This window comes from Desulfonatronovibrio magnus (assembly GCF_000934755.1).
GTDB classification, from domain to species: domain Bacteria; phylum Desulfobacterota; class Desulfovibrionia; order Desulfovibrionales; family Desulfonatronovibrionaceae; genus Desulfonatronovibrio; species Desulfonatronovibrio magnus.
In genome coordinates this window covers 1-12471 of the sequence record NZ_JYNP01000094.1, presented here as the reverse complement: position 1 = coordinate 12471, position 12471 = coordinate 1, and the positions used below count along the sequence as shown (strand labels likewise).

Annotated in this window: 13 protein-coding genes; all 13 read left to right on the top strand. The window is 47.5% G+C overall.

Features of this window, described 5'->3' with window-relative positions; translation table 11 throughout:
- The first annotated feature begins 76 nt into the window (after positions 1 to 76).
- The 13 genes from LZ23_RS09950 (at position 77) to LZ23_RS09895 (ending at position 11587) form a co-directional block, all read left to right on the top strand.
- Entirely contained in the window at positions 77 to 949 is an 873-nt protein-coding gene (locus tag LZ23_RS09950) for a Druantia anti-phage system protein DruA (protein ID WP_198145954.1), read from the top strand.
- Positions 942 to 2306, top strand: coding sequence for an IS66 family transposase (gene tnpC, locus LZ23_RS09945; protein WP_045213783.1), 1365 nt, complete (start codon positions 942 to 944; stop codon positions 2304 to 2306). The genes LZ23_RS09950 and tnpC overlap by 8 nt, the downstream gene beginning before the upstream one ends.
- A 29-nt stretch (positions 2307 to 2335) precedes the next feature.
- A complete protein-coding gene (locus tag LZ23_RS09940; protein WP_045213781.1) occupies positions 2336 to 2611 on the top strand; it encodes a hypothetical protein in 276 nt (91 codons plus the stop codon).
- Between the two features lie 247 nt (positions 2612 to 2858).
- Positions 2859 to 4157 carry a tetratricopeptide repeat protein gene (locus LZ23_RS22560; protein ID WP_052507284.1) on the top strand — a complete coding sequence of 433 codons (1299 nt, stop codon included), beginning with the start codon at positions 2859 to 2861 and terminating at the stop codon, positions 4155 to 4157.
- Complete coding sequence (locus LZ23_RS22555; RefSeq protein ID WP_052507283.1) at positions 4158 to 5960, top strand: FkbM family methyltransferase; 1803 nt, start codon at positions 4158 to 4160, stop codon at positions 5958 to 5960.
- Between the two features lie 212 nt (positions 5961 to 6172).
- Entirely contained in the window at positions 6173 to 6973 is an 801-nt protein-coding gene (locus tag LZ23_RS09930) for a SapC family protein (protein ID WP_084590995.1), read from the top strand.
- A 74-nt stretch (positions 6974 to 7047) separates the two neighbouring features.
- Positions 7048 to 8331 carry a hypothetical protein gene (locus tag LZ23_RS09925; protein WP_157493181.1) on the top strand — a complete coding sequence of 428 codons (1284 nt, stop codon included), beginning with the start codon at positions 7048 to 7050 and terminating at the stop codon, positions 8329 to 8331.
- A gap of 499 nt (positions 8332 to 8830) precedes the next feature.
- Positions 8831 to 9016, top strand: a complete 186-nt coding sequence (locus LZ23_RS09920; RefSeq protein ID WP_045213778.1) for a DUF6447 family protein — start codon at positions 8831 to 8833, stop codon at positions 9014 to 9016.
- A 47-nt stretch (positions 9017 to 9063) separates the two neighbouring features.
- Positions 9064 to 9423: a hypothetical protein gene (locus LZ23_RS09915; RefSeq protein ID WP_045213777.1), complete on the top strand. Its 360-nt coding sequence runs from the start codon at positions 9064 to 9066 to the stop codon at positions 9421 to 9423.
- A 475-nt stretch (positions 9424 to 9898) separates the two neighbouring features.
- On the top strand, positions 9899 to 10147 hold the full coding sequence (locus LZ23_RS09910) for a hypothetical protein (RefSeq protein ID WP_198145953.1): 249 nt from the start codon (positions 9899 to 9901) through the stop codon (positions 10145 to 10147).
- 6 nt (positions 10148 to 10153) lie between these two features.
- On the top strand, positions 10154 to 10579 hold the full coding sequence (locus LZ23_RS09905) for a type II toxin-antitoxin system VapC family toxin (protein WP_084590994.1): 426 nt from the start codon (positions 10154 to 10156) through the stop codon (positions 10577 to 10579).
- A 511-nt stretch (positions 10580 to 11090) separates the two neighbouring features.
- Positions 11091 to 11309, top strand: coding sequence for a hypothetical protein (locus tag LZ23_RS09900; RefSeq protein ID WP_157493180.1), 219 nt, complete (start codon positions 11091 to 11093; stop codon positions 11307 to 11309).
- The gene (locus LZ23_RS09895) at positions 11306 to 11587 is read left to right on the top strand and encodes a hypothetical protein (RefSeq protein WP_198145952.1); all 282 of its coding nucleotides are present in this window, start codon (positions 11306 to 11308) and stop codon (positions 11585 to 11587) included. The genes LZ23_RS09900 and LZ23_RS09895 overlap by 4 nt, the downstream gene beginning before the upstream one ends.
- The last annotated feature ends 884 nt before the right edge of the window (positions 11588 to 12471 follow it).

The following is a 12471-nucleotide window of genomic DNA, read 5'->3' as shown; positions in this document are numbered from 1 at the left end:
ATCAAGGTGCAATTTTTTACTGACGACATCTTAAATTCTTTGATACGGTTCTTCCAGATTACGAGGGGGAAGGACCTTGCCAGACAAAAAATACTATATACGAGGCCGTCATATAGGCGATGATGACCTGGATATGATCCGGGCTGTCATTGCCGATCATTGGGACAAAGGCCGATCCGCCATCTCAAGAATCCTTTGTCAGAAATGGGATTGGCGGCAGGCTAACGGTCTTTTAAAGGAACGCGGCTGCCGGGTCCTGCTTCTCACGCTTGAAAAGAAAGAAGAAATCAAGCTGCCTCCCCGGATGTGGGAGAGCTTCAGGTTTCCCAAGCGGGCCGACCGCCGGGAATATGCACACGATACCACTCCACTATGTGGCACGGTCTCCGATTTTGGCTCATTGACAATCAAAATGGTACGTTCAACTCCGGATGAAGGGTTATGGGATTATCTCATCGACAGATATCATTACCTGGGCAACCCCTGGATTGTCGGTTCATATCTCAAACACATCGCCTGTCTGAACGAAAGGCCGGTGGCTTGCCTGGGCTGGGGATCAGCTGCCTGGAAAGTGGCCTGTCGAGACGCCTTTATCGGCTGGGACAGTGCCACTCGGGAGGCCAATATCCACAAGGTGGTCAATAACGTTCGCTTTCTGATTTTTCCCTGGGTACGGATCAAAAATCTTGCCTCCAAGCTGCTGGCCGCCAACATTAGAACCCTGGCTGACGATTGGCAAAGTTATTACCGGCAAACGGTCACCTTGCTTGAGACCTTCATCGAAAAGGATCGGTTTGCAGGCATTTGCTACAAAGCTGCCAACTGGCAATATGTCGGCCTTACTCAAGGCCGCGGCAGAAACGATATCCGCAACGAGCACTCCAAGCCGGTGAAGGCTGTTTACCTGTATCCTTTACAGAAGAATTACCGGGAGGTGCTTCATGGTTGACAAACAGCTCCTTCCGGATGGCTTGGAAATCTCCATTGATGACTGGCAAAAGACTCCGCCTTCCGTCATCAGGCTGATCCTGCATCTTACCAAGAGGATCGAAAAACTAGAGGCCAGGCTGGGCCAGGATTCTTCCAATTCCAACAAGCCGCCTTCCTCGGACTCGCCATACAAGAAAAAGCCTGCCGAGAAAAAAAAGAAGAAGCGACAGCCCCGAAAAGGATACCGGCAAGAGCTTCTGGAGCCGACGGAAGTCAAACCTGTTCATCCAGAGAGTTGCACGTGCGGCTGCACCGAGTTCGATGATCAGAAGCCGTACTATACTCACCAGCATATTGAGTTGCCGGAAATCGTCATGCAGGTGATGCATTTCGTGCTCTACTCCGGGCGTTGCCTAAACTGCGGAAAAACCAGCAAGGGTTGCGTCCCAGGGCAATATCAAACCGGTTACGGTCCCAGACTTTCAGCCTTGATTGCCGAGATTGGAGGCATTGACGGCAACAGCCGGGAAACGATTCAAACATTTCTGGCCTCGGTGCTTAAAACTCCCATCAGCCAGGGTGCGATCCAGAAAGTCATTGACCGGGCATCACAGGCTATTGAGCCACACTATGAGGCGATAAAAGAGACAGCCCGGGTCGCAGATATCAACCATCTTGATGAAACGCCCTGGTATAACGGCAGAGAACTGAACTGGTTGTGGGTCATGGCCAATACGACTGTAGCCTTCTTTATGATCCACACCAACCGCTCCAAGGAGGCATTTGAAGCCCTGATCGGCGCGTGGACCGGTATCCTGGTCAGCGACAATTACGGGGTTTATCAAAAATGGGCCAATATGAGGCAAAATTGCCTGGCACACCTCATTCGCCGGGCCAAAGGCCTTGCAGAGCGCAGCGACCCCGAGCTACACCGCTGTGGCAGCTGGGCCCGCAAGGAACTCAAGCTTTTATGCAGTTGGGGCAAAGACTTTCCCACCGTAGGCGAATGGAGATCCTTTTATGCCCGGCTCTGCAGACTGATTGCGCTCTACCGCGAAAGCAAGAGCGAAGCAGGGACTTTTGTCCGCAGCCTCGAGAAGCATATGGATTCGCTGTTCACCTTTCTGCACGAAGAAGGAGTAGAGCCGACCAACAACTTTGCTGAACGGATTATCCGCTTTGCAGTGCTCTGGCGCAAGCGAAGCCAGGGAACCAATAGCGAGAAAGGCTGCCGCTGGGTGGAGCGGATCTTATCGCTGCGGCAAACATGCCGACTGCAGGGCAAGTCCACGTTCGAAACCCTGGTGGATGCATTCAACTGTTATTTCAAAGATCAAAAACCAGACCTGGCCTGGATTAAACAGGAACACAGGTAGTAACCCTGTGAGGGCTTACCATCAATTTAGTGAATACAGACCTTAAAGTAGCTGATGGATCTAATGCAACAGCTGTTGCTAACTTCCTGAAGGAGCAAGAAATCTCCATTGATGACGCAGATGCTGATAAAAGCTTCTTATTCACAGTCACAGGTACCTCAAACTCTTATGTCTGGGCATATCTTGGATCAGCAACCGGCGTGGGAAATGGTGACTCAGTAGTAGATGCCAACGAAATATTCCTGGTTGGTGTCAATGAAGGTCATGATGGTAACTACACAGCAAACGACTTCACCATAGTCTAACCCCAACAACCAAACCCAACACTAACAAAAGGCCCTCTTCGGGGGGCCTTTTTTTCTTTACGCTACTAAAGGGAGCACTACGCAATTTTTGAAAGCCGTACGGCACACCGGGAACCGGGGACAGTCCCGAAGCCAGGGACAGTCCCCGGTTCCCGGCTGTCCCCTGGTGCCCGGTTGTGCCGGTTTTAAGCTGCTTTTCTAAAATTGCGTAGTGCTCCCCTACCAACCAAATTCAGAGGAACCTGCCATGAACCCACAGATTGTCAGATTATTCCAGGAAGCTGAAAACCTGCACCGCAAAGGCCAGCTGGGCGCTGCAAAAAAGCGCTATGAGCTTATTTTACAGAAGCAGCCTGATTTTGCCCACGCGCGGCTGTTTCTGGCTGTAGTCCTGCAACAGGCCGGACAGATACAGGACGCTGTTAATCAGGCCAGAAGAGCCATACAGGATATGGATCCCCCTGACGCAGTGCTCTTGACCAATTACGGCGTAATTATGAAAAACGCCGGACTGTTGCAGGAAGCAGAAAAAGTCTATCAGGAGGCTCTGAACCTTAACCCCAATATGCCGGCAGCCAGGTCCAATCTGGCTACCCTGCAACTGGTGGGGGGCAAGCTTGATCTGGCAGAGCAGAGCTTTACCGAACTGACCCGCCAGATGGAAGAACCAGGGCCGTGGCTGAATTTGGCCCGCATTGCCCTGGCTAAGGAAGACCCGGAAAAGGCCTCCCAATGTCTGATTCAGGCTGAGGATATAGCCCCCAAGCATCCGGATATTTATTTTCTGCGCGGAAAAGTATCTGCCACGGAAAAAGATGATGAAAGCGTATTCAGACATCTTAAAACCGCACTGAACCTGCAGGCCGCGCACGGTGAATCCTGGCAGCTTCTGCAGTCTCTGGATCCGGAAGTGCTTGATCTGGAATTCGTGGACAAGGCAGCCGCGGGCCTGGCTGAAACCGGAGTGCAGGACGCCATACTTCTGGCTACTGCTGTGGATATCTGCCGCAAAAACATGATCTGGGGTTCGCTCCCCAGACTGGAAACACTTCTTGGCAAGGCTCTGGAAAATCCCCTGGATACAGCACCGGGTATCTCAGCTACTTTTACCCTCCTCGGAGCCAATGTACCCCAGAAAGCACATCTTAAGGCAGCAGAAATCACCTGGCAGAAAATGTCTGAGCATGTAAAGCCCGTGCCTGAGCGGCAACTCCAGGCTCGAACCAAAGACAAAAAAATCAGGGTGGGATTTTTAAGCTCGGATCTTCGCGGCCATGCTGTGGGCTACCTGATAGTCGGGCTTCTGGAAAGCCTGCCCCATGAAAACATTGAGTGGTATGCCTACAACAACAGCTTCAGCGACCAGTCTGATTCCAGAGACCGCATCAAGACCGGAGTGGACCGCTTTGTTAATATTGCTTCCCTGAATAATCCTGAACTTGCAGCGCGCATATACCAGGATGAAATTGATATTTTAATCGACTTAAACGGCATGACCCGAGAGACCAGAGTCTCAGTCATGGCTTACAAACCAGCGCCCGTTTAGATGACCTGGCTGGGCATGCCAGGCTCCATGGGCGCGGGCAGACATATTGATTATGTAATTGGAGACCCCTGGGTTACTTTTCAGGGCAACGCGGACGGATTCAGTGAAAAGATAGTCCAGCTGCCCAGATCCTACCAGCCCAACGATCACCTTCCTCCAGATCTTACTCTGGCCGGAACAAGACAGGAGCATGGCCTTCCGGAAGACGCCTTTGTCTTCTGCTGCTTTAACCAGCATTACAAGATTTCGCCTGATACCTTTGAACTCTGGCTGGATATACTCAGACAGACAGATAATTCCGTACTCTGGCTGTTCACTCCCAAAAGCGAAGCTGTAAAAGAACTGCTTATGGACAAAATGGAGCAGGCAAATCTGAACCCTGAGCGCCTTGTTTTTGCAAACCATCAGCCCCAGCCAAGGCATATTGCCCGCCTGAGCCACGCTGATCTGGTCCTGGATACCTGGCCCTACAACGCCCATACCACCTGCTCTGATGCTTTAAGAGCCGGAACACCGGTTATTTCCCTTCCAGGTGAAACCTTTGCCTCCAGAGTTGCTGCCGGTATTCTTGATACATCAGGACTGTCCCAGTGGATAGTCAATACCCCTCAGGAATACGTACAAAAGGCTGTAAGCTTTGCCGGACGGCACCGCTCCCAGATAAACACAGACAAGGATCAGGTCAAAAACACCTATTGGAACAGCGCCCAGGTGGATAACCAGGCCTTTGGACTCATCCTTGAAGCCCTGTGCCTTGGTCTTTATGACCGGCACGCAGCAGGCAAACCCGCAGTCCATACAGGAATCAACCCTGATCTGACCTTAAGGGAACTTACCTTTGAAAGTGCCACCCAGCCGGATATTCAGCAGACCAGCATCAAAAACCTCAAGAGATCCAGACCAGCCAAAGCCGAAACCACACTGCAGCAGGGCGGCCCCCAGGCCAGGCTGAGTAACCTGAGAATCCTGCAGAAACAGATCATGAAACTGCCCACCCCACCTCTTGTGGTGGATGTCGGGGCGGGTCATTTTGATTGGGATCCGCAGCTATTTGATGAGTATGTAGAGCATGGGCTCTTGCATTGCCTTGGGTTTGAACCTGATGAAAAATCTTTTGCCAAGCTTGACCAGAAAAATGATGCAAATCGTAAATACATCAAGGCAGCCATTGGAAGCGGTGGTCCGGCAGTATTTCACCAGTGTAATGGACCGCACATGAACTCTCTGCTTGAACCCAACTATACTGTCTTGAATCTATTTGGTTACAAAACCGCCAAGGTCACTGGTAAAGAAAATGTTAAGACCATTACTTTAAATGAAGTTAAGGAAGCTGCCGGCGCAGCCATGCTCAAATTGGATGTGCAGGGCTCAGAGCTGGATATCTTAAAAAATGCAGAGCAGGCATTGCAATCAGTTGTAGTAATCCAGCTCGAAGCTCCCACTCTTCCCATGTACAAAAATCAGCCTTCATTGTTTACCCTTGGAAGTTTTCCCGAATCTAAAGGCTTTGTAATGCACAACCTGGTCAAGGATAACAGACTTGGTTATCAACCTGACAATGAAAAGCTTAAAACTACAGCTAAAAGCCAATTACTCGAGGTTGAGCCGGTTTTCATACCTTCACCGCTATCCTGGTTTGACATGTCAGATGAAAGGCTTTTGAGTCTGGCTTTTATCATGCACACTCTCTACAATGCATACGATGTCACACTTAAGGCCCTGGAGATAGTTGATAAACGTGATGGCCAGAGAAGATCCCTTGCCTACTCCAACTACCTCAAGGAGGCAGGATTCAGCGCCTAAGGCTTATATCACGAAGTGATGGCAAGTTTTGACAAAGCGGTAAGGCTTATTTTATCTCACAGCCTTGGGTGAGATAAAATAAGACTACCCCGCTTTGTTAATTCTTCCCTTAGCGCCCTTTGCGTCTTGAGCGACTCTTGGAGCGGGCGGTTCAAAATTTCTTCCTCTTAACTCTTGACAAATAACAATTAACAGATAACAGATAACAAAATATGCACCTATTCCACGAAAAACTAACCCACATAAACACCCAGCAGCACGCAGACAAACACTGGATGCCTGCTGCTGATTACAGCTTCGCAGCCAACACCCAGCTCATACCCGTATGCCTCGGAGAGATGACCAGAGCAGCAGCGTATCTGCCCATAGCCATTATCCAGGCAGGAGAACACCATACACCAGCCCTGCTCACTTCCCTGCTTCCCGGACAGAACCACTACATAAATGCAAAAGGCAAATGCGCGGAAGATTTCATACCCACTATACTCCAGACCTATCCCTTTGCCAGAATGGTGAATGTGGATACCAGGCAGGCTGTACTGTGTGTAGAAGATTCTGAAGATATCATTGTTGCACCGGATACACCGGGATCAAAGCCCTTCTTTACCAAAGACGGAAAGCCTGCTCCTGAAGTCCAGCAGATAATGCAGCTTCTGGAACAGATTCATAATGACCGGGTTATTGGATTCAATGCCTGCGCATTGCTTAATAAACACGGTCTGCTTGTTGACTGGCCTCTGCAGGTTAATCTGGGGGGAGACAACGTACAAAAAATACCCGGACTGCAAAGGGTGGACAATGACGTATTAAACAAACTGTCAAGGGAAGCCTTTGCAGAGCTTAAGGATCATTTTGCCATGGCCTTAGCTTATATCCAGCTGGTATCAGTGCATCATCTGTTCAGACTTCAAAAACTGGCCTTTGAGCACTTTAAGGAACTAAATGCGCAAGAAGAGCAGGACGAAGACTTTCTGGTCTTTAATGAAAACGACCGCATCAGCTTTAATTTTTAGTAAGTTGCGGGGACAGTCACAGCTATGATTTAGTATTCTTTTCTTTTACCGGGTTGCAGGCACAGGCCGCGTTAGTGTCTGCCTTTTTTGGTTCACCGTGTAATTTGAAACCTGCACATCAAGGAAGGTCGAATATGTATATTGTACTTCTGCCGCTAATAATTTGCTTGATGTTTTTCTTTACAGGAAGCGAAGCATACGCTCAAACTTCTCAAATTTGCTATACTTATACGGTTAGAGCTTCATCAGACGGGGAAATCCCTCCCAAGCCGAAAAAGCCGATAGACCCCCGGACAACGGAAAGTGCGTTTTGTGTTGATGGCGCTGGTACTTATGATCTTAAGGCTGAACCAGGTGAATACAAGATATTCAAATTTTTATTTGCTGCCAGAAACAGTTATGGCTGGAGCGAATTGACCGAGCGAGAGTATAGACTGGATTTAAGAGCTTCTTCTATCATTGAAGCTCCAGAATTCATACACGCCCCAATATTGAGTAGTTCGGGAAATTTTTTGGTTAAATGGGGTGAAACAACCACAAAGGATGCTACTTATATATTAGAAATATCATCTGACCATGATTTTGCTCAAAGTACAGAAATTTATTCAGGCCATGAACTGCAAGCACTGGTAAGCGATTTAAAAGGCGGAATTTATTTTTTTAGAGTTCGGGCTGAAAGTGATAGCGGAAAGACCAGTCCATGGCTGGTATTACATAATGAATGCCTGGTCGATCTTTTTTCTTCAGTGTCAATTTATCCTCCCAGGCATAATTCAACAAACTTTGGCGACGTTATAGTTCCAGATGATGACATTAAGTGGTTAAGACTTTGGACTGGAAAACATGATGATCAAAAAGAACTTGCAGGACGTTATGTCAATACCAGCTCTTTTAATGAATACGGACATGGATGGATAGAATCTGAAAGGCTGCATGAGTTACTGTTTGACTATGCCCAAACTCATGACACAATTCTTTATGTGCTTCCTTGGCGTCCAGGCAAAGAATTGGAATGGTTAAAAAGTGATGTCGTTTTCAATGACTCGGAGCAGGTCGATAGCTCTATAAGATCTCCCTTGGACGATAATCCCAGCCTTTCCGATATAATAACAGTGCATAACAATGAACACGGTGAACATTGGTTTAGGCTGTGGTTGGGAGACGTGAAAACAGGACATTATGTAGACACGAGCAGCCTCAACCAATACGGACATGGCTGGGTGGAACATGTGGATATGGAAAAGGTGCTGATTGATTTTAGCGATACAAGAGAGCTTTGGATTCAGGAATTCAGCAAAAACGTAAAAAGCCAGAAATATATTAATTATGGCTGGAAGAAAATTGTTTTTTCTTACTGAGAAAGGGACACTTCAATTTTCAGTAATACGCGTCATTCGGATGAACCTTTTTTGTATCTGTTCACCACATTATTCTACTTTCAGATAAAGCCTGCATCCTGATTTGTTTTCGCCATTGCTGCTTGTTTGACCAGCCCTGAGCCCGTTAGTCAAAATCATGGACAGGGAAGACCTCTAGGCTACTTGAAAGAATTAATGGTTTTGACTTACGGGCTCATGCTGGGAGTTTGCAGCAACAGAAAACAAATCAGGATACAGGCTCATCTCGCAACATGGTGAATAGTTACCCTTTTTTCAGCATCAGAATAAACGGACATCTAAATTATCCATGCAAAATACTGTATTTCTTGTATTTTTCGAAAATTCAGTTTTGCAGATGTATTTTATGTCTGGATGTCCAGACGTGCATGTAGCCTGACAGCCTGACATTTTGAGGCTTTATGCTTCAACCATTAACACTTAGTGATAACTTTTAACACGTAACAAAAGGAGTGAGTAATTGCCGACCATTACTATTGATGGAAAACAGTACGACACAGAAACCCTTCCTGAGGAAGCAAAGCAGCAGATTGCTTCCATCCAGTTTGTGGATAAAAAGATTGAAGAACTGAAAAATGAAACGGCAGTCTACCAAACCACCAGAAACGGATATGCCAGAGCACTCTCAGAGATGCTTAACAAATAATTCCCACCGCCCGCTGAATAATTTCAGCGGGCTTATTTTTTTGCTGCATGAACATACTATTCATCCATCAAAACTTTCCAGGCCAGTTCAAACACCTGGCCCCTGCTCTTGCAGCCCGGGGACACAATGTAACAGCCATGATCCTCAAGCAGGTCAAAACCAGAAACTGGCAGGGCATAGATATTGTGCCTTATGCTGTCAGCAAAGGTACAACCCCTGGAATACACCCCTGGGTATCAGACTTTGAAACCAAGGTTATCCGGGCTGAAGCCTGCTTCAACGCAGCTCAAAAATTAAGATACAGCGGCTTTAATCCGGATGTAATCATAGCTCACCACGGCTGGGGCGAGAGCATGTTTCTGAAAGACATCTGGCCCAAGGCCAAACTGGGTATTTGTATCTGTTAAAAAGAAAAAGAATATTACACCACTAAGGCACTAAGTTAACAAAGGAAGAACGTAAACTTTTGATCTGATGCACCCAGATAATAGGGCAGCACCTCGCCGCGTAAGCGGCTGATGCCTTATGCTTGAATGTTCTTATTCATTCAAGCATAAACAAAAACATCTGTGTCAATTTGCCTGCCTTGTGAAACAGACATAGTCTCAGCGAAGCTGGTTTCACTGGGTGTGATCTGCCTGCCCCGTTGAATCTCTTCCATTCAACTGGGGTGGGCAAAAACTCTTATCTTATCTGGGTTGCGGGCAAAGCCCGCGTTAGTAAAGATAAGTATTAACATTTATTTAATTAAGTATTGACATCATTTCACAATTTTGGTTCATAGCATAAGTAACGCTATAAAATTAGCATTTCTCACGCAGAGGCTCAGGGTACTCAAGAGAAAAACCGGCTGGGATGATTCAGCTCAACGGAGGAAATGACATGCTTGCTGTCAAGGCAATATATGACAACGGAAAAGTGATTTGGAAGAAAACTCCACAGGTAGAAGGCCGACATGAACTCACGGTCATCTTCGAAGATTATGACGCAAAGCCCCAGGGCATAACTGGCCAGGAAAAGCCGTCACCGCAGGCTATGGCATCTTGGGATGGCGTCACGGGTCTGATCGGCTGCGTGTCAGCTCGAATGGACGCTTCTGAGCGGCATGACGACTATCTCGCAGGGCAATAGCGCGTCATGAAGAGACCTATCTATGTTGATACCGGGTTCTGGATTGCCTTGATGGACACCAGGGACCGTCATCATGACAATGCCAGGCAGGTTTTCACCAAGAATTTTGGGATTAGCAGGATTGTCACATCGGAAATTGTCATAGGGGAAACGGTCACATATCTTAATTGCTCATTGAAACGCCATGATCTGGCTGTTATGTTCCTTGACCATATGGACTCCGCCCCTTTGCAGGTACTCGAATATGATGCAGCCACGCGCATTGATGCATGTGCGGTGTTGAGACTCCATGCCGGAATTCCACTCAGCTATGCTGACTGCATCAGTTTTGCCCTGATGCAAAGCCATAGCATCAGCATGTTTGCCGGTTACGACGGCCATTTCATACGCATGGGTTTTCAGCCGGTCTGTCAGGGGTTACCGGGCCAATGACAGCTACATGCTCTTTCCAGGATGACTTTCTCTGCTTAGGGAGCGGCAGAAGAATTCTTCTCACGCAAAGACGCAAGGACGCAGAGATTGAAGCTTGGCCTTCGGCCTGGAAGGATCAATTATCCCGTCAGGGATGAGGCAGGCCTTTATAAAAGCAGGTCTTCCCTGCTTTCAAAAAAATGTTCTTCCCTTAGCGGCCTTTGCTTGCCCCGTTAAACAGACGTTAGTCTCCGTTGCAAATTTATCCGGTTTAATTTCCGCCATTTAACTGGACGGGTTTAACTGGGCGTCTTGAGCGACTCTTGGAGCGGGCGGTTCAATTTTTCTTTGCCTTACGCTTCTCTTTGCCTTAAGTGACTCCTGGAACAGCCAGTTCAAAACACTAACTCTTAAAAATTTGAATATGCCCGATGCTTAAAACCATCAGCTAAACCAGCCTTCCTGTCTGGTAATCAAAAGAGATTTCATGCAATTGGAAACACCCCAAATGAAGCCTTTAGAGGAGGCAGAAATGAGTGAACGTGAAATGCTGATCAAAGAAATCAATGAACTTCCAGATTTTGTTGTCAGTCAACTTTCAGGGATTGTCCATTACCTTAAAATAGGTGTTGACAACGAATATGTTCCGGACTCAACCAACGAATTCTACAGCGGTGATCATTTTTCTGATATTGTCCGCCAGTCAATAGCTGAATATCGCGGAAAAAATACCGTTGATATGGATTTATGATGGCAATACGTTCCAAAAGAACCAGGGACTTCAAAGCACTTTTCGACATGTTGCCTGAGCACACTCAAGAAAATGCAAGGAAACAATACCAACTTTTTATCCAGGACCAGAATCATCCATCACTGCGCAGAAAGTTGATAGGATCGACCAGGAACAAAAAATTCAAGGTTTATGAGATCACTGTAGGCATGGGATACAGGGCAACTTTTTTCAAGGACGATGATGTCTATGTATGGTTCTGGATTGGAACGCATAATTCATTTGATGCGCGATACTGATGCGACCCCTATCCACAACACAAGACGGCGTGAGGCAAAAGGTTTATCTCACGCAGGCGCGGTAGAGTCCGCAGAGAAAGAAAGCCTTTACGCCACAGACGTCATTCTCATATCACGAAGTGATGGCAAGCTTTGACAAAGCGGCCTGCCCTGTTAAACAGACCGCAGGTCTCCGTCGCAGACGGGTTTATCCGGGGTAAGGCTTATTTTATCTCACAGCCTTGGGTGAGATAAAAATATGACTACCCCGCTTTGTTAATTCTTCCCTTTGCGCCCTTTGCTTGCCCGGCCTGCCCCGTAAACTTTCTTCCAGTTTACTGGGGTGAAACAACGCTGAAAGCGTTCCTGCGCAGCAGGGTTTAACTGGGCTTGCCCCGTTAAACAGACGTTAGTCTCCGTTGCAAACGGGTTTAACTGGGGCGTCTTGAGCTCGCCCGGCCTGCCCCGTAAAACCGGGGTCCCCCCTGGGGTGCTTGCCGGGTGAAATAGACGAAGTCTCAGCGCAGCGAATTTCACTTGGTTTTACTGGGGTTGAATAGACCTTCGGTCTACGGCAAAGCCGTATTCAACTCCCATTAAAAGGCCCTCTGTCAAGAGACAATACTCTCCTGTTGCAAGAAATTTTGGTTTTCTTGCTGAGGACGCGTTAGCACTTGGCCGACGAGCCGCTTAGCCGATCTTTGACATATTCCTGTTATTTCTTTTTACTGGTTGCAGCTCTTAATATGACTGCACCAAACACCCATCAGGATCTAGGCATAGTCCAGTCAGTAAATGTCTAGACAAGCCCCATTCGTCATGTCGACGACCCAGAAAATCTTCAGTTCCATGGCATGTCCAATTGTTCAGGGTTCATGGTTAAAACCAGTTATATCGTGGCTCAT

What these genes read in the sequence shown, in the direction of transcription:
- LZ23_RS22560 (WP_052507284.1), top strand. Translation starts at nt 2,859, where the DNA reads ATGAACCCACAGATTGTCAGATTATTCCAGGAAGCTGAAAACCTGCAC.
- LZ23_RS09905 (WP_084590994.1), top strand. Translation starts at nt 10,154, where the DNA reads ATGAAGAGACCTATCTATGTTGATACCGGGTTCTGGATTGCCTTGATG.
- LZ23_RS09895 (WP_198145952.1), top strand. Translation starts at nt 11,306, where the DNA reads ATGATGGCAATACGTTCCAAAAGAACCAGGGACTTCAAAGCACTTTTC.
- LZ23_RS09930 (WP_084590995.1), top strand. Translation starts at nt 6,173, where the DNA reads ATGCACCTATTCCACGAAAAACTAACCCACATAAACACCCAGCAGCAC.
- LZ23_RS09915 (WP_045213777.1), top strand. Translation starts at nt 9,064, where the DNA reads ATGAACATACTATTCATCCATCAAAACTTTCCAGGCCAGTTCAAACAC.
- LZ23_RS22555 (WP_052507283.1), top strand. Translation starts at nt 4,158, where the DNA reads ATGACCTGGCTGGGCATGCCAGGCTCCATGGGCGCGGGCAGACATATT.
- LZ23_RS09910 (WP_198145953.1), top strand. Translation starts at nt 9,899, where the DNA reads ATGCTTGCTGTCAAGGCAATATATGACAACGGAAAAGTGATTTGGAAG.
- tnpC (WP_045213783.1), top strand. Translation starts at nt 942, where the DNA reads ATGGTTGACAAACAGCTCCTTCCGGATGGCTTGGAAATCTCCATTGAT.
- LZ23_RS09900 (WP_157493180.1), top strand. Translation starts at nt 11,091, where the DNA reads ATGAGTGAACGTGAAATGCTGATCAAAGAAATCAATGAACTTCCAGAT.